Source organism: Lysobacter soyae (assembly GCF_019551435.1).
In the GTDB taxonomy this organism is placed as follows: Bacteria; Pseudomonadota; Gammaproteobacteria; order Xanthomonadales; family Xanthomonadaceae; genus Solilutibacter; species Solilutibacter soyae.
The window spans coordinates 994,935-1,010,793 of record NZ_CP080544.1 but is presented as its reverse complement, the minus strand read 5'-3'; the positions used below and the strand labels follow the sequence as shown (position 1 = coordinate 1,010,793).

The window sequence follows — 15,859 nt, the reverse complement described above, 5'->3', positions numbered from 1 at the left end:
CCTTCTAGAAGGAACCCGCATGAACACCCACACAAACGCCGCCGTGGAATTCCTGCAAATGTGCGCCCGTGGCGACGTCGCAGAAGCCTTTGCTAAGCATGTTGCACCCGACTTCCGTCATCACAATGCCTGGTTCCCAGACGATCAGGAAGCGCTCAAGCAAGGGATGGAACAAAGCGCTCGCGATGAGCCCAACAAGTCATTTGACGTCAAGCAAACGCTCGAATCGGGCGATCGCGTCATGGTGTTCTCGAACGTCCAGCGCGCGCAGGGCGAAACAAACATTGCGGTGGTCCACATTCTTCGATTTCACCACGATCAGATCGTCGAAATGTGGGATGTCGGCCAGGTCATCCCGAAAGATTCACCCAACCAATCCGGCATGTTTTAAGTCGCAGGTTCAGCCCTGTTGGGCATTGCCGGGAAACGCCGCCATATCCATCCAAAACACCTCCCAGATGTGACCGTCGAGATCGGTCAACGAGCGGTTGTACATGAATCCCAAATCTTGCTTTGCGTTCACATCGGCGGTCCCGCCGTGCTTCTGTGCAATGTCCAACGTCGCGTCGACCGCCTCCCGGTTTTCGCGCGGCACCGCAATCATGACTTCGCTTGCGCCCTTGGGCGGAATGGGACGATCGGTGAACTCGCGCCAGCGCGGATGCGTAATCAGCATCACGGCGAAGTGCGCATTCAACACCATGCAGGCGGCACTCTCGTCAGTGAAGACGGGATTGTTTTCGAATCCAAGAGCGCTGTAGAAAGCTTTCGATGAGTCGAGGTCTGCAACGGGCAGGTTGACGAAAATCATTTCTGACATGGCAAAGCTCCAGGCAAAGGGGAAGATCGTTGCGACAGTCGCGATGTTATGCCTGCCCCGTGACGGGCGCGACACGCGCTAGGTTTTTAGCGGCGGTGCGGCACTGTCAGGCAGCGGAATGAATTCCATATCGTCGCCGACCGGCAATTTCATGCGTTGTTGGCGCCAATCTTCGGCCGCTTCCGCCAGTCGCGCTTTAGACGAAGAGACGAAATTCCACAGCAGGAATCGTTCACCTACCGGTTCACCGCCCAGCACCATCACGGTGGCGTTTTCACGCGCACGCAAATCCACGGCTTGACCGGGCTTCAAGACCGCCATTCGTCCGGCAGCTAATGATTGATCCGCAATCTGGATTGAACCGCTCGCCACATACACCGCGCGCTCAGAATACTGTGCAGAGACCGTATGCCGCGCATTGCTCACCATTTCCAAGTGCTGATAGAACTGTGGCGAATGGACTTGTACGCCTGCACGCAATCCATCAATTTCGCCGGCAATCAGGCGCCCTTGCACGCCAGCGTCTGACCAGGTCGGCAAGTCGTCGCCGGCATGATGTGCAAAAGAAGGATCTACTTCTTCGGCTTCGTTCGGCAGCGCCACCCAAGCTTGAATGCCATGCATGTTCGCGCCTTCCAGTCGCGCACGCTCAAAACGCTCACTGTGGGTGATGCCCTTCCCCGCCGTCATCCAATTCACTTCGCCGGGACGAATTTCAATGTTCGAGCCCAGGCTGTCCCGGTGCGTCATCGCGCCGCTGTATAGGTAGGTGACCGTGCTGAGACCGATATGCGGATGGGGCCGTACATCCAAATTCCTGGGGATGCCCGGCGCGAGCATCATCGGCCCCATATGGTCGAAGAACACGTACGGACCGACCATGCGACGCGCGCGAAACGGCAGCACACGCCCGACTTTAAATCCGCCACCGAGGTCGTGAATGCGCTTGTCGATGATGAGGTCGATGGCCATGTCGCTGCTCCGTAGATCAGCCTTGATTGTCGCAAACGGCTGTAAAAGGTTCGTTCGCCCGTCTTTCCCAAAGCGGTTTCACTTCACCCACGGATAGGTGATCGCTTCAAAATCCACGTCCCGGCTGTGCACCATCAAATCGATCACTACGGGCATCAATGTGGACAGGATTGCCGCGGCATCCCGCACTTGGGCGCGATTGGCCTGCCCGTTCCATGTGGCGCCACCATGAACCAACTGGTTACGCAAGACATGCAGTCGGTCGGCGACCACTGAAAGCACGGTGGCGGTGTCGCGATCCATGATGGCTTTCAAGGCCACGCCTTTGGCTTGTTCAAACTTGGACTTCCAGAGTTCGCTACTGTCATGCTCCCGCATCGCCCGCCAAAACGGTTCGAATACGTATTTGTTGTCAATCAATGTGCGAATGGGGCCGCTGAATTGGTTGAACAGCACCGCGTGGATACGACCCTCAATATCGCAAGCCAGAAGCTTGCGCAGGAAGCGCATGGCTTCATCCCGCTCCGACTGCTCATAGCCGAATTCGCGAGCGTAGGCGGCATTGAGCGAGATCCACAAGAAAATGAATCTTGCATCCATGTCTTCTTTTTCCATCTCGGCCCGCTCCAGCCAGCTGATCGCGCGGTGGATACGCACGCGCAGGTTCTCGGGTTGAGCATCGCGCGTCGCGCGATGCGCCTCTCGAAGCGAAGGTGCCGAGTTTGGCGGCGGCATCATGATCATCTCGGATGTCTATAGGACTTTTCCGACTTTGCCTGAGGACGCGCCCTGACTTGCTCAGAAATTTTCGCAAGTGCGGACCGGCTAGCTGACGAGCTAGTTCTGGAAAGACGAGCGTGTAACATGTGGCGAATCACGTTGCAGCGGTGATTACAGCAAAGGCGATCAGGCAGCAATTGACGCCATTCCAGAAATCTAAGGTAGACCGAATGAATTTTCAGACGCGATTGTTCACGACAGCCATTGCGGCGGCGACCATGGTTGCTTCCTTGCAGGTGAAGGCTCTTGAACGCTGCGGCGATATCAATGGCAGTGGCGATCCCGTCGCTGTGGAGGTATCGGGTGTGACCTTGGGAAGCCGTGTGAACGACAAAGCACGCGTTGTGGTTCCGACAAAACTCTTCAAACCTGATGACACCATCTACGCGTCGGTCTCAACGAAAACCTGCACGGATGCCGCGACCGATGGCACGCTGGGTGTGCTCTGGACCTACGGTGAAGGTGATGCCAGCCAACAGGTTCAGACGGAAAGCACCGACCTGCGTTTTTCCGGCAGCGGCGACACCGTGTTTTCAATCGCGAAGCCGGATGCATGGCCAAATGGCAAGTACACGGTTGAAATCTTTTTGAACGGAGTTTCCGCTGATCGGCAGACTTACTCGGTCAAATAATTGAACGCATCAATCAACTGGCGCTACCCCTCGAACGACGCAAGAATCGGGCAAGGACCGGTCTTTTTCGCACTGCACTGGTGCGCCAGCTTTTGCAGATAATCCCGAGCCTGTTCCATCTCGGCAATTTGTTCATTGAGCAGCGTGATTCTGGTGCGCGCCAGTTCGCGTGCCCGCTGTCGATCCTGGCCTGCATCAAGCGCAAGCAATTCTTTGATTTCTTCGAGCGTGAAACCTGCGTGCTGGGCCATGCGGATAAACCGGAGTCGCCGGACATCGTCTTCACCGTAACGGCGGATACCGTCACCTTTTCCGGGCGTATCGAGTAACGCACGACGCTGGTAGTAGCGGACCGTTTCGACGCCGACGCCACCGGCTTCGGCAAACTTTTTGATGGAGAGATTCATGGGCTTGACTCCGTACCGTGGTACGGGAGTTAGCATACACCTAACCAATTCAAATCAGCGTTTTGAATCAGGAGGACAAATGTATACCTCAGGACCTCAGGGCCGCAAGCGCGCTTTTCTTCATCGCATGGTGATGGCGCAACATACCTGCCCTTATGGCTTGAAAGCCTTGGATTTGCTGCGTAGAGAAGGCTTCGACGTTGAAGACCGTTGGCTGACCTCTCGCGAAGAGGTGGATGCATTCAAGGCCGAGCACGGGGTGAAGACGACACCGCAGGTGTTTATCGCCGGTGTGCGAATCGGCGGCTATGACGATCTGCGACGCCATCTCGGAAAGCACGTGGCAGCGCCGGGTGCGACCAGCTATCGGCCGGTGATGGCGCTGTTCGGTATGACGCTGCTCATGGCGCTCGCGGCAAGTCAGGCCGTCCACGGGACACCTTTCACGGTTCGCGCCGCGGAATGGTTCATCGGCTTCAGCATGGCCGTGCTCGCATTGCTCAAACTGCAGAACGTCGAAAGTTTCGCGACGATGTTTTTGAACTACGACCTGCTTGCCAAGCGCTGGGTGCCCTATTCCTATCTGTATCCGTTTGCTGAAGGACTGGCCGGCATCTTGATGATCGCGGGCGTGCTCACGTGGCTCTCGGTTCCGGTCGCGCTCTTCATCGGGACGATAGGCGCTGTATCAGTGTTCAAAGCGGTGTATATCGATCGCCGGGAACTCAAGTGCGCCTGTGTCGGCGGGTCGAGCAACGTGCCGCTCGGCTTCGTCTCGCTCACCGAAAACTTGATGATGATTGCGATGGCAGTGTGGATGGCGCTGGGCGCCTTCGGTTTGCTACCTGCCTGGGCACATCAGGCCATGTAACGGCCTTGTCGTCCGGCGATGATCACTCCCACTCGATCGTCGCCGGCGGCTTGCCACTGATGTCGTACACCACCCGGCTGACGCCGCGCAGCTCATTGATGATGCGATTGCTGACACGACCCAGGAATTCATACGGCAAATGTGCCCAGTGCGCGGTCATGAAATCGATGGTTTCCACGGCGCGTAGCGCGATCACCCACTCGTAGGCGCGCGCATCGCCAACCACGCCCACTGACTTCACCGGCAGGAAGACAGCGAATGCTTGACTGGTTTTGTCGTACAAATCGGCCTTGCGCAGCTCGTCGATGAAGATCGCATCGGCTTGGGCCAGCAGCTCCGCGTATTCCCGCTTGACCTCACCCAAAATGCGAACGCCCAAGCCCGGGCCCGGGAACGGATGGCGGTAAACCATCTCGCGCGGCAAGCCCAAGGCCACGCCCAAACGGCGCACCTCGTCTTTGAACAGTTCGCGCAAGGGCTCTACCAAGCCGAGTTTCATGTCTTCAGGCAGGCCACCCACGTTGTGGTGACTCTTGATCACATGGGCCTTGCCGGTTTTGCTGCCGGCGGATTCAATCACGTCCGGATAAATGGTGCCTTGAGCCAGCCATTTCGCATTCGACAGCTTGTTGGACTCTTCATCAAAAATATCGATGAACAGATTGCCGATGATCTTGCGCTTGGCTTCCGGGTCTTCCACACCTTTGAGTTTTTCAAAGTAGCGATCGGCAGCGTTGACGCGAATCACCTTAATGCCCATGCCGCCCTTCTCGGCTTCATCGGCAAACATGGCCATGACCTGGTCGCCTTCTTTGTAGCGCAACAAGCCGGTGTCAACGAAGACGCAGGTCAGCTGGTCGCCGATCGCGCGATGCAACAACGCCGCGACCACCGAAGAATCGACGCCGCCCGAGAGACCCAAGATGACTTCGTCGCTGCCCACTTGCGCGCGCACGCGGGCGATCTGATCTTCGATGATGTTGTCTGCGGTCCACAGCGTGTCGCAGCCGCAAATGTCCACCACGAAGCGGCGCAACAAGGCTTCGCCGGCCGCGGTATGGGTCACTTCCGGATGGAATTGAACGCCGTAAATTTTGCGCGCATCGTTGGCAAACGCCGCGATGCCGAGACGATCTGTTTTCGCGGTGATGTCGAATCCTTCCGGCGCTTTGGAGACGTGATCACCGTGGCTCATCCACACGTTTCGCAGCGCGTCAGAGGTCGCGACTTTCGACAGCAAATTGTCTTCCGCAACGATCTCAAGCGCGGCATGACCGAACTCGCGCTGGTTGCCTGCCTCGGTGTCACCGCCGAGTTGCTTCGCCAGCGTTTGCATGCCGTAGCAAATGCCGAGTATCGGCAAGTTCGCATCGAAGACGGCCTGCGGCGCGGTCGGGCAACCGGCCTCTGTCGTGGATTCCGGACCACCCGACAAAATGATGCCCTTCGCACCGAATGCGGCAATCTCTTCCGGGCTGTGGTCCCACGCCCAGATTTCGCAATACACGCCGATCTCGCGAATACGACGCGCAATGAGCTGCGTGTATTGAGCGCCGAAGTCGAGGATCAAAATTTTGTCGTTATGAATATCAGTCATGCTCAATCTTCGATTCCCCTCTCCACAAAGTGGAGAGGGTGCCCCAAAGGGGCGGGTGAGGCGCTCTTAATGCTTATCAACCCGCCCGATAATTCGGCGGTTCTTTCGTAATCTGCACATCATGCACGTGGCTTTCGCGCTGCCCGGCGCCCGTCACTTTGACGAACTGCGGTTTAGTGCGCATCTCTTGAATCGATGCACAGCCGACATAGCCCATCGTTGCGCGCAAGCCGCCGATCAGTTGATGCACCACCGCGGACAGCGGTCCACGATACGGGACGCGTCCTTCGATGCCTTCCGGCACCAATTTGTCGGCGTCGGAGGCGTCTTGGAAGTAGCGGTCTTTCGACCCTTTTTCCATCGCTGCCAACGATCCCATGCCGCGATAGCTCTTATAGCTGCGTCCTTGGAACAATTCGGTTTCACCGGGGCTTTCTTCGGTGCCCGCGAAGAGTCCGCCGATCATGATCGTGGACGCGCCTGCCACAAGGGCTTTGCCGAGGTCACCGGAATAGCGAATGCCGCCATCGGCGATCAACGGAATGCGGTCTTGCAATGCATCGGCCACCATCGACACCGCGGTGATCTGCGGAACGCCGACGCCGGCCACAACGCGCGTGGTGCAGATCGAACCCGGACCCACGCCGACTTTCACTGCATCGGCACCGGCATCCATCAACGCCAACGCGGCGTCGCCGGTGACGATATTGCCGCCGATCACTTGCAACGACGGGTAATGCTTTTTCGCCCATGCCACGCGTTCGATCACGCCTTGCGAATGACCATGCGCGGTGTCGACGATGATGACGTCGACATCGGCATCCACCAAAGCTTCAATGCGTTGCTCGGTGTCTCCACCGACGCCGACGGCCGCGCCAACCAGCAATTGCCCGGTGCTGTCGTAAGCAGCGTACGGATTGTCGCGTTTCTTTTGAATGTCTTTGACGGTGATCAAACCGCGCAGCGCGAATTCGTCGTTGACCACCAGGATTTTTTCGATGCGATGACGATGCAACAGATCAAGGACTTCATCATCACTCGCGCCCTCGCGCACCGTGACCAGCTTCTCCTTGCGGGTCATGATGTTGTAGACCGGATCGTCCAGCTTCTTTTCGAAGCGCATGTCGCGACCGGTGACGATGCCGACCAAATGGCCTTCGGAATCCACCACCGGAACGCCTGAAATATTGCGTGCGCGCGTGAGGTTGATGACTTGGCCGATGGTGGTTTCAGGCGTCACCGTTAACGGTTCGCGAATCACACCGGCTTCGAAATTCTTGACCCGCTCAACCGCCTTGGCTTGTTCTTCCCAAGACATGTTCTTGTGCAAAATGCCGATACCGCCGAGCTGCGCCATGGCAATCGCCAAACGTGCGTCGGTGACCGTGTCCATTGCCGCGGACACAATCGGAATGTTCAAGGTGAGGGATTTCGTCAGCCGTGTGGACGTGTTGACGTCCTTGGGCAGCACGATGCTGTGGGCAGGAACGAGGGAAACGTCGTCGTAGGTGAGCGCTTCGGCCAAGATGCGGAGCATAAGAAGTCCGGTGGCTGGGAAGCAAGTAATTGTACCAGTAAAAGCGCCTCATCCGCCCCCTGCGGGGGCACCTTCTCCACTTTGTGGAGAAGGGGGAGCTTTCCCCTCTCCACGAAGTGGAGAGGGTGGCGCGAACGCGCCGGGTGAGGCGCTCTTGCCTTTGTGCTTGCCTACGCCCAAGTCAAGGCTCTTGCAGCGCAGCCGCTTCCAACGTGTTCTGCATCAGCGTCGCCACGGTCATCGGCCCCACCCCGCCAGGCACCGGCGTGATCCAACCGGCCCGTTCCAGCGCCGCGTCAAAGCCCACGTCGCCGACCAAACGACCGTCGTCAATGCGATTGATACCGACATCGATCACCACGGCACCGGGTTTCACCCACTCGCCCGGCACAAGCCCGGGTCGCCCCACCGCGACCACCAAGATATCGGCGTTGCGAACGGCGGCTTCCAAGACATCCGGTGGCGTGAATTTGTGGCAGCTCGTGACCGTGCAACCGGCAATCAAAAGCTCAAGCGCCATTGGGCGGCCGACGTGGTTGGAGACGCCGACGATGGTCGCGTTTGCCCCGCGCACCGGACGGTCGGTATAGGCCAGCAATGTCGTGATGCCGCGCGGTGTGCAGGGGCGCAGTCCGAATTGGCGCAGCGCCAGATGGCCGACGTTAGTCGGATGGAAACCATCGACGTCTTTGTCGGGGCGGATGCGTTCGATCAAGCGGCTGGCATCGGGAATTCCGGGCAGCGGCAGCTGGACCAAAATGCCGTGCACCGCCGGATCCGCGTTCAATTGGTCGATCAGGGCCAGCAGTTCGGCCTCGGTCGTGCCTTCAGGCAGGTCATGGTCGAAGGCTTGAATCCCGACTTTTTCCGCGGCCCGGCGCTTGTTGCGCACGTAGCTTTGCGATGCGGGGTCACCGCCCACCAGCACGACGGCAAGTCCCGGACGGCGCTTGCCGGCGGCAATAAGCGCGTCCACTTGCGCTTTCAAACCGGACAGCAAGTCGTCTGCAATGCGTTTGCCATCAAGAATGCGTGCCTGTGTCATGCGTCGGTCGTGCGTTGGGGAGCTGCGTATTATCGCATCACGCTTTGCCGCAGGCGCGACAGGCCGGATCCGGAACAATCTTGCTGCGTTTGAACTGCATGTCCAAGGCGTTGAACTGCAGCAGAGTGCCACTCAAGGTGTCGCCGATGCCGAGCAATAGCTTCAAGACTTCGGTCGCCTGAATCATACCTACGATGCCGGGAACGACACCCAGAACGCCGGCTTCCGCGCAGTTCAGCACGCCTTCCGGGGCATCGGGGAACAAGCAGCGATAACAAGGTACTGCGCCGCGCGCACCCGCGTTGAAGACGCTGGCATGGCCGGTAAAACGATCGACGGCACCGTAAACCAACGGAATGCGCGCCGCGACAGATGCGGCGTTCAATGCATGACGGACCGCGAAATTGTCAGAGCCATCGAGCACGACATCGGCCCCCGCAATCAACGTCGCCGCATTTCCCATGTCCAATGCCAGGTCATGTGTCTCGATTGAGATCTGAGGATTCAACGCCATCAATCGCTCGCGTGCGGAAGCGACTTTCTTCCGGCCCACGTCGGCGTCCACGTGCACGATTTGGCGTTGCAGATTGCTTCGATCGACGACGTCGTGATCCACCAAACTGAGGTGGCCCACACCCGCGGCCGCAAGATAGTAACTGGACGGTGCGCCCAAGCCACCCGCACCAACAATGACGACGCGGGCGTTGCTGAGTTTGCGCTGCCCTTCCATACCGACTTGGGGCAGACGCATTTGCCTTGAGTAGCGTTCGGCAAAATGCGGATCGCCCGTGGAATCGTCCAGCGCCGAGGATGTGATTGGCAGATTCGCGGCGATCCAGGCTTCGGTGCCGCCGTCCACCGACAGCGCGTTGAATCCGGCATCGCGCAATTGCGCCGCGGCGTTTGCAGACCGAATACCCTTCTGGCAAATCAACATCACCGGCGCATCGCCAAGATGCGTGTCCGGCGCCGCGAGCAAATCATCCATGACGAGAGCGGTGGCGCCTTCGGCCATGCCCGACAATCGTTCTATCTCACCGCGAATGTCCAGCAAGCGCATGCCCGCACGCATTTTTTCAATCGCCTCGCGGGGTGAAAGCGAGTGCTTGTCCATGGCTTATTTGTCGTTGCGCTTGTGGTGCCGGATCATGCGTTGGCGCTTGGCCTTTTGCTTGTCGGTCAAAACGTTGACTTTGTCTTTGAACGGGTTGTCGCTTTCGCGGAACACAAAACGCACAGGCGTGCCAACCAACTTGAATCGCTTGCGGAAGAAATTTTCCAAATAGCGGCGATACGTTTCCGACAAGGTACGCAAACGCGTGCCATGCACGATGAAGGTCGGTGGATTGCTGCCTCCCGCATGGGCGAAACGCATTTTGGCGACATGACCGCGAATCACCGGCGGCGGATTGGCGGTATAGGCCGCTTCAACCGCGCGCGTGACTTCGCTGGTACCGAATTCGCGCGTCGCCGATGCGTGGGCACGGTGGATAGCGCGGAAAAGCTCCCGCAAACCCGAGCCATGCAAGGCAGAAATCCGCACCGCCTGTGCCCAATCGACAAAGCCGAGCTTGCGGGACAACATCGTCTCCGCTTGTTCGCGCTGGTATTTTTCCAGACCGTCCCACTTGTTGATCGCAATCACCAAGGCGCGTCCCGCATCGAGGACCGCAGACAGAACCGTCGCATCCTGGTCGGTCACGCCTTCGGTGGCATCGAGCATCAGCACGGCGACTTGGCATTGCTCGATCGCTTGCAGCGTTTTCACGACCGAGAACTTCTCGACCGCTTCATCCACTTTCGAACGGCGACGCAATCCGGCGGTGTCAATCAATCGATACTTGCGGCCATCGCGTTCCAGATCGACGGAGATCGAATCGCGCGTGGTGCCAGGCACATCGGAGGCGATCATGCGCTCTTCGCCGAGAATCCGGTTGACCACGGTGGACTTGCCGACATTGGGGCGGCCGATAAACGCAATGCGTACGCGCTCCGGATCATCGTCGAGTTCTTCGCCCTGCCCTTGCTCAGGCAATTTGGGCAGCACGGCGTCGAGCAAATCATCAATGCCCGAGCGGTGCGAGGCCGCCGTGGGAATGACTTCCTTGAAACCGAATCGCACGAATTCGTTGATCGCGGCTTCGGTGTCGATGCCATCCACTTTGTTGACGACCAACAAGGTGGGTCGTGCGAGTTTGCGTAGCCAGCGCAGGATTTCATCGTCCAAAGCGGTCGGACCATCCCGGCCATCGACCACGAAACAGATGAGATCGGCCTCTTCGGCTGCGGCACGCGATTGCTTCGCGGTGGCGCCGGCCAAACCTTCGTCTTCGCCGGCAATACCGCCAGTGTCGATGACGACAAACGGCCGATCTTCGTCCAGACGGCAGACGCCGTAATTACGATCCCGGGTCACCCCGGGTTCGTCATGCACCAGGGCGTCACGCGTGCGCGTGAGGCCATTGAAGAGCGTGGATTTGCCGACGTTGGGGCGGCCAACAAGCGCTAACGTCGGCAACATGACTTAGTTCGCGCGGAAAGCGGCAATCTCACCGCCCGAGTTCTGGACAATGACCATGTCGTTGGCGACCACCGGTTGGCTGCGGATCGGACCGCCGCCAAAGCGCAGACGATTGACCAACTGGCCATCGCTCATACGGAACCAATGCAGGTAGCCGTCATAGTCGCCGACCACGGCATAGTCGCCGAGCACGGCCGGGGCCGAGATGCTGCGACGTGCCAGTTCCGGATACGACCACATCGGTGCGCCGGTGCTCTTGTCGAGCGCCCAAACAACATCCTTTGCGTCGCTCACCACCAGTGCGGTCGCACCGACGCCAACGCCGCCGGCGCCACCGTGTTCTTGTGCCCACATGATTTGACCGCTCGGGCCGTCAACCGCCACCGTACGTCCTTTGTAGCTGCTGGCGTAAAGGACCGAACCTTCGAGCACGGGCGTGCCGTCGACGTCGACCATGCGTTGCAATTCATTGCGACCGTCAGGATCGGCAACCGTGGCTTCCCAACCTTGTCCGCCATCGGCAGCACCCAGCGCAACCAACTTGCCGCTGTCGGTGCCGGTAAAGACTGCGCCAGGGCCCATCAGCGGCGCGCTGTTACCGCGCACCGAAAGCGCGACCGGTTCAGCTGACCAGTTCCAGCGACGCTCACCGGTGTTCATATCGAACGCGGTCAGACGACCGTCGTTGGAGCGCACCACGACCACCCCGTTGCCGATCGCCGGCGCGGTGATGACTTCGTTGATGACTTTGGCTGTCCATTTCTCTGCGCCGGTGGCGGCGTCGAGTGCGATGACTTCACCGTCCAATCCACCGACCACGACCAGACCTTGACCTGCGCCCGGACCGCCCGACAAACGCGCCTTCGAATCGTATTTCCAAATCTGTTTGCCGGTCGCGAGATCGTAAGCCTGCACACCGCCCGATACGGCAGCTGCATACACATGGCCATCGGCAACGGCGGGGACTTGGCTCAGGCCGGCGCGTTCGCCGCCCTTACCCACATTGATCGACCAGACTTTGGAAAAATTGGCGGAGGGTTTGAACTTCACCAATTCTGCAGGCTTGCTGGCTTTTTTGTCAGCGCGCGCGGAGCTGCTGCCGAACATGTTCTTGACCGAAGCACAACCGGCCAATGACGCGACGCCGGCAATCAACAGTGTGGTCTTGAACAAGGTGGAACGAGCTGTCATACGTGAAATCCTTGGGAGCTGTCGGAATGCGGGATCAGGACGTCGCAACGCCTGCGTTCGGCACTTGACCGCCCACATCTTCAAGTTTGAGTTCAACAATGGCGCGAGCGTTACTGCCGACTTCCATTGCGGTCAGCGCACGTTTATATGCGGCCTGCGCTTCTGCGTTCTTGCCGAGGCGCGCGTAGGCATCACCCGTGACTTCGAAAGCGCCGGCCGAGTCCAAAGCCTTGACCGTCGTGATCGCTTCTTGCGGTTTGCCGGTTTCGATCAACAGGCGCGCGATGCGCACTTGAACCGTACTCATGATGCCGGCGTCTTTGACCTGAATTTGCTTCAGCGTCGCCAGAGCGTCGGCCGACTTGCCGGCATCGACTTGTGAACGTGCGAGTTGCATGCGGGCCAAAGCGCCGTACATGGAATCCGCCGGCAGTTTGGCGATACCCGCAGCCGCTTTGGCCGGATCCGCCGTGTTGGCCACTTGGGCTTCAAATTGCTGCGCGCGCGCCGACGCATCGCTGGCTTGCTTGGCTTGCCACCATTTCCAGCCCATGATCATGGCCAATCCGATGAGGATGCCGGTCAGGATGCTGGCGCCGTTGCGGCGCAACCAATTGCGGACAACTTCGCCCTGTTCGTGTTCGTCTAATAGATCGTCAATAGCCATGCGTGTCTGGAGCCGCGATGCGCGACTCGTCATCAATCCGGATTGAAGGGTTTATTCGGCGTTTCCGCCGCCGAGCTTGCCGTCCGAGGATACAGCAATTCGTGCCACGTTCGACTTTGCGAAGGCTGACGTGTCAACGGCCGCACCCCCTTGCGTGATGCTGACTTCACTGACATTGCCGATCGTCATGCGGCTGATGTCGCTCGACTTGAAATTGCGGGTTTCGCCGGCTTTGATCAATCCTTTCTCGACCACGGCACCGTCTTTTCCGAAGATCTGAACCCAGCTTTCGCCGTTGAATGAGAGGGCGATATCGCCGATGGGTTGCGCGGCTTCAGCAAGACCGGGCGTCATGGAGGCAATGACCGGTTTTTGCGAGACGGCAGCGGCTTGGCGGGTCTCCCCATTGGCGGTGCTGCCGGCAACTTGCGCGTCGGACTCCAAACTGGCGGTTTGATTGTTTTGGCTTTCGCCCAAGGGCGATCGCGTCGCCGCCATCCATACCGGCACGGCAATGATGGCGGTCATGAGCACGTACACCAAACGCGGAGCAACGACATCCATCACGCGCTTCACCGGCGGCGTACGGGTATGGGAAACCAGTTGCGGCGGTTCTGACTGCGGCACACCGACCAAATACGGTTCGACGTCCACACGCATCAATTTGCCGTAGCTGCGCACCGCGCCTTTGACGAAAATCGGCGCACCGATCGGCGCCCATTCCCCGCTCTCGATCATCGTGACCGTTCGCAGCGGCAATCGGGCGGCGGTCGCCACTTCTTGAATCGATTTACCTGCATTCTCTCGCGCAGTGCGCAACCGGTGACCGCATTCGAGGGTGCCCGGATTGGTGGTGCTGTAAAGGGACTCTTGCATTTCGGTGACTTCAGCGTGAGGTGGCGGGGGAATTGAGTTTTGTCAGACGATCACGGTAGCGCTGTGCGCTGGCGCTATCGCCAAGTTTGGTTTCGATGAGAATCGCGCGCTGCAGACTTTCCGACGATTCGCCAAGCGCCAAGCGACGCTCGGAAAAAGCGCGCGCTTCGAAGTTTTGGCCGCGTTCGATCATGAGCTGGGTCATGCCATCCAGCGCGACACCGTTATTCGGTGCGGCGTCCAATGCCGCCCGCAGGTTCTGCTCGGCGCGTGCGGTTTGCCCGGCCTTCAATGCACATTTGCCGGCGTTGGCCAACATGCCCGCCGCATCAACGGCATCCGGGTACTGCAGTGCGCGATCGATCCAGTTGAGCCCTTCCGTCGCTTGGCCGCTTTCACACAGCCAGGAACCGTAGTTGCCCCACGCTGCCGGGCCCGCGTTGGGCAACGCGGCCGCTTTCTTGAAGTTGTCGCCGGCAGCGGCCGAATTGCCGCGCGTCTGTTGCACCAAGGCGAGAATGGAGTAGCCGGCGGGATCGGCCGGGGAAATCTTGATGGCGTTTTTCGCCGCCACTTCCGCACCGTCCAAATCGCCCGCTTGCAGGCGGTTGGCCGCCGCTTCGACCGAATCGGCCGCCATCATTCGGCGCTTGTCGGCGTCGCTGTCGTGCAGGTTGGGCGCTTGCTTGACCTGCTCAACCTTCATCTTGTCGTAGTTCGGCTTGATGAAAGTGAGGCGCTTGCAGCCGGCGATGGCCACAGTCGAAACCAATGCAACGAGGAGCGCCTTACGCAGCAGCATCAAAATCACCCGTTTGTTTGAGCCGTTTGGCGTGCTCGGCCTGACGGCGCGTGCGGTCGAGCACTTGGCCCTTCAACTGACCGCAAGCCGCGTCAATGTCATCGCCGCGCGTGCGTCGCACCGGCGCCACCAAACCTGCGTTGTTCAACACCTGTTGGAACGCGCGGATGTCATCCGCCTTCGAACGCGCGTAGCGCGTACCCGGGAAGGGGTTGAACGGAATCAGATTGACCTTGGCAGCGTCTTTCATTTGCACCGAACGATCGAAATCGCGCATCAAACGCGCCAAGGCACGTGCGTGCTCGGGCTGATCATTGATGCCTTGCATCAAGGTGTATTCAAAAGTGACAGACTCGCCCTTCTTGCGCAGTGCATAGCGCGTGCAGGCGTCCATCAACGTGGCAATGTTGTATTTCTTGTTGAGCGGCACCAATTCGTCACGCAGCTCGTCGAACGGCGCATGCAAGGACACCGCCAAAGAGACGTCACTTTCCTGCGCGAGCTTATCGATCATCGGCACGAGACCCGCCGTCGACAAAGTGACGCGCTTGTTGGCCAAGCCGTAACCGAAGTCATCTCGCATCACGCTCATAGCGCGAACGACGTTGTCGAAGTTCATGAGCGGTTCGCCCATTCCCATCATGACAACGTTGGTGAGTTTGCGTTCGCGATGCGGAATGTTGCCCAGGTGTTTTGCCGCCACCCAAACCTGGCCGATGATTTCAGCCGTTGAGAGATTGCGATTGAAACCTTGTGTCGCTGTGGAGCAAAACGTGCAATTCAATGCACAGCCCACTTGCGAAGACACGCACAAAGTGCCGCGCCCTTTGTCAGGGATATATACGGTTTCGATGGCATTTCCGCCATCCATCCCGAGCAGCCATTTGTGCGTGCCGTCGACGGATGGCTTGTCGAACATGACGTTGGGGACAACGATCTCGGCAGCGTCTTCGAGCTTTGCACGAAGGTGTTTGCCGAGATCGGTCATTTCCTCTATCGAAGTCACGTGGCGGTGATGAATCCACTTCATCACCTGATGCGCACGGAACTTCTTTTCATCGAGCGTTTCCACGAAGAAACGCTCCAGACCTTCGCGATCCAGCTCAAGCAGGTTTTGCTTTTGGCGCGAAGCTTCCGTCAT

17 protein-coding genes are annotated in these 15,859 nt (G+C 58.9%); 3 read left to right on the top strand and 14 right to left on the bottom strand.

Going from position 1 to position 15,859, the window contains the following annotated elements; genetic code table 11:
- Window positions 1-19 precede the first annotated feature (19 nt).
- Window positions 20-391: a nuclear transport factor 2 family protein gene (locus H8L67_RS04830; protein WP_220380610.1), complete on the top strand. Its 372-nt coding sequence runs from the start codon at window positions 20-22 to the stop codon at window positions 389-391.
- A gap of 9 nt (window positions 392-400) precedes the next feature.
- Here the strand turns inward: H8L67_RS04830 and H8L67_RS04825 are convergent, their stop codons facing one another.
- From H8L67_RS04825 to H8L67_RS04815, 3 genes are all read right to left on the bottom strand, one after another.
- The gene (locus H8L67_RS04825; protein ID WP_220380609.1) at window positions 401-820 is read right to left on the bottom strand and encodes a VOC family protein; all 420 of its coding nucleotides are present in this window, start codon (window positions 818-820) and stop codon (window positions 401-403) included.
- A 78-nt stretch (window positions 821-898) separates the two neighbouring features.
- On the bottom strand, window positions 899-1,792 hold the full coding sequence (locus H8L67_RS04820) for a pirin family protein (protein WP_220380608.1): 894 nt from the start codon (window positions 1,790-1,792) through the stop codon (window positions 899-901).
- A 78-nt stretch (window positions 1,793-1,870) separates the two neighbouring features.
- Window positions 1,871-2,530 carry a HEPN domain-containing protein gene (locus H8L67_RS04815; protein ID WP_220380607.1) on the bottom strand — a complete coding sequence of 220 codons (660 nt, stop codon included), beginning with the start codon at window positions 2,528-2,530 and terminating at the stop codon, window positions 1,871-1,873.
- Between the two features lie 212 nt (window positions 2,531-2,742).
- Between H8L67_RS04815 and H8L67_RS04810 the strand changes: the two genes are divergently transcribed.
- Window positions 2,743-3,204, top strand: coding sequence for a hypothetical protein (locus tag H8L67_RS04810; RefSeq protein ID WP_220380606.1), 462 nt, complete (start codon window positions 2,743-2,745; stop codon window positions 3,202-3,204).
- Window positions 3,205-3,227: 23 nt separating this feature from the next.
- Here the strand turns inward: H8L67_RS04810 and H8L67_RS04805 are convergent, their stop codons facing one another.
- Window positions 3,228-3,611: a MerR family transcriptional regulator gene (locus H8L67_RS04805; protein WP_220380605.1), complete on the bottom strand. Its 384-nt coding sequence runs from the start codon at window positions 3,609-3,611 to the stop codon at window positions 3,228-3,230.
- Window positions 3,612-3,690: 79 nt separating this feature from the next.
- Between H8L67_RS04805 and H8L67_RS04800 the strand changes: the two genes are divergently transcribed.
- The gene (locus H8L67_RS04800; RefSeq protein ID WP_220380604.1) at window positions 3,691-4,482 is read left to right on the top strand and encodes a glutaredoxin family protein; all 792 of its coding nucleotides are present in this window, start codon (window positions 3,691-3,693) and stop codon (window positions 4,480-4,482) included.
- 22 nt (window positions 4,483-4,504) lie between these two features.
- Here the strand turns inward: H8L67_RS04800 and guaA are convergent, their stop codons facing one another.
- From guaA to rlmN, 10 genes are all read right to left on the bottom strand, one after another.
- Window positions 4,505-6,079 (bottom strand): glutamine-hydrolyzing GMP synthase, encoded by a 1,575-nt coding sequence (gene guaA, locus H8L67_RS04795; RefSeq protein ID WP_220380603.1) that lies wholly within the window; start codon window positions 6,077-6,079, stop codon window positions 4,505-4,507.
- Window positions 6,080-6,155: 76 nt separating this feature from the next.
- A complete protein-coding gene (gene guaB, locus H8L67_RS04790) occupies window positions 6,156-7,616 on the bottom strand; it encodes an IMP dehydrogenase (RefSeq protein WP_220380602.1) in 1,461 nt (486 codons plus the stop codon).
- A 181-nt stretch (window positions 7,617-7,797) separates the two neighbouring features.
- Window positions 7,798-8,661: a bifunctional methylenetetrahydrofolate dehydrogenase/methenyltetrahydrofolate cyclohydrolase FolD gene (gene folD, locus H8L67_RS04785; RefSeq protein WP_220380601.1), complete on the bottom strand. Its 864-nt coding sequence runs from the start codon at window positions 8,659-8,661 to the stop codon at window positions 7,798-7,800.
- 37 nt (window positions 8,662-8,698) lie between these two features.
- A complete protein-coding gene (gene moeB / locus H8L67_RS04780) occupies window positions 8,699-9,775 on the bottom strand; it encodes a molybdopterin-synthase adenylyltransferase MoeB (RefSeq protein ID WP_220380600.1) in 1,077 nt (358 codons plus the stop codon).
- A 3-nt stretch (window positions 9,776-9,778) separates the two neighbouring features.
- Window positions 9,779-11,182: a ribosome biogenesis GTPase Der gene (der, locus tag H8L67_RS04775; protein WP_220380599.1), complete on the bottom strand. Its 1,404-nt coding sequence runs from the start codon at window positions 11,180-11,182 to the stop codon at window positions 9,779-9,781.
- Window positions 11,183-11,185: 3 nt separating this feature from the next.
- Window positions 11,186-12,373, bottom strand: a complete 1,188-nt coding sequence (bamB, locus tag H8L67_RS04770) for an outer membrane protein assembly factor BamB (RefSeq protein WP_220380598.1) — start codon at window positions 12,371-12,373, stop codon at window positions 11,186-11,188.
- Between the two features lie 34 nt (window positions 12,374-12,407).
- The gene (locus H8L67_RS04765; protein WP_220380597.1) at window positions 12,408-13,040 is read right to left on the bottom strand and encodes a YfgM family protein; all 633 of its coding nucleotides are present in this window, start codon (window positions 13,038-13,040) and stop codon (window positions 12,408-12,410) included.
- A gap of 51 nt (window positions 13,041-13,091) precedes the next feature.
- On the bottom strand, window positions 13,092-13,916 hold the full coding sequence (locus H8L67_RS04760; protein WP_220380596.1) for a RodZ domain-containing protein: 825 nt from the start codon (window positions 13,914-13,916) through the stop codon (window positions 13,092-13,094).
- Window positions 13,917-13,926: 10 nt separating this feature from the next.
- Entirely contained in the window at window positions 13,927-14,718 is a 792-nt protein-coding gene (locus H8L67_RS04755) for a tetratricopeptide repeat protein (protein WP_220380595.1), read from the bottom strand.
- On the bottom strand, window positions 14,705-15,859 hold the full coding sequence (rlmN, locus tag H8L67_RS04750; protein ID WP_255556047.1) for a dual-specificity RNA methyltransferase RlmN: 1,155 nt from the start codon (window positions 15,857-15,859) through the stop codon (window positions 14,705-14,707). The genes H8L67_RS04755 and rlmN overlap by 14 nt, the downstream gene beginning before the upstream one ends.

Bases quoted from the DNA above. Each gene is read 5' to 3' on its own strand.
- H8L67_RS04805 (WP_220380605.1), bottom strand. From the start codon at position 3,611: ATGAATCTCTCCATCAAAAAGTTTGCCGAAGCCGGTGGCGTCGGCGTC.
- H8L67_RS04755 (WP_220380595.1), bottom strand. From the start codon at position 14,718: ATGCTGCTGCGTAAGGCGCTCCTCGTTGCATTGGTTTCGACTGTGGCC.
- der (WP_220380599.1), bottom strand. From the start codon at position 11,182: ATGTTGCCGACGTTAGCGCTTGTTGGCCGCCCCAACGTCGGCAAATCC.
- H8L67_RS04820 (WP_220380608.1), bottom strand. From the start codon at position 1,792: ATGGCCATCGACCTCATCATCGACAAGCGCATTCACGACCTCGGTGGC.
- guaB (WP_220380602.1), bottom strand. From the start codon at position 7,616: ATGCTCCGCATCTTGGCCGAAGCGCTCACCTACGACGACGTTTCCCTC.
- H8L67_RS04760 (WP_220380596.1), bottom strand. From the start codon at position 13,916: ATGCAAGAGTCCCTTTACAGCACCACCAATCCGGGCACCCTCGAATGC.
- bamB (WP_220380598.1), bottom strand. From the start codon at position 12,373: ATGACAGCTCGTTCCACCTTGTTCAAGACCACACTGTTGATTGCCGGC.
- rlmN (WP_255556047.1), bottom strand. From the start codon at position 15,859: ATGACGGAAGCTTCGCGCCAAAAGCAAAACCTGCTTGAGCTGGATCGC.
- guaA (WP_220380603.1), bottom strand. From the start codon at position 6,079: ATGACTGATATTCATAACGACAAAATTTTGATCCTCGACTTCGGCGCT.
- H8L67_RS04825 (WP_220380609.1), bottom strand. From the start codon at position 820: ATGTCAGAAATGATTTTCGTCAACCTGCCCGTTGCAGACCTCGACTCA.
- H8L67_RS04800 (WP_220380604.1), top strand. From the start codon at position 3,691: ATGTATACCTCAGGACCTCAGGGCCGCAAGCGCGCTTTTCTTCATCGC.
- H8L67_RS04810 (WP_220380606.1), top strand. From the start codon at position 2,743: ATGAATTTTCAGACGCGATTGTTCACGACAGCCATTGCGGCGGCGACC.
- H8L67_RS04815 (WP_220380607.1), bottom strand. From the start codon at position 2,530: ATGATGCCGCCGCCAAACTCGGCACCTTCGCTTCGAGAGGCGCATCGC.
- H8L67_RS04765 (WP_220380597.1), bottom strand. From the start codon at position 13,040: ATGGCTATTGACGATCTATTAGACGAACACGAACAGGGCGAAGTTGTC.
- folD (WP_220380601.1), bottom strand. From the start codon at position 8,661: ATGACACAGGCACGCATTCTTGATGGCAAACGCATTGCAGACGACTTG.
- H8L67_RS04830 (WP_220380610.1), top strand. From the start codon at position 20: ATGAACACCCACACAAACGCCGCCGTGGAATTCCTGCAAATGTGCGCC.
- moeB (WP_220380600.1), bottom strand. From the start codon at position 9,775: ATGGACAAGCACTCGCTTTCACCCCGCGAGGCGATTGAAAAAATGCGT.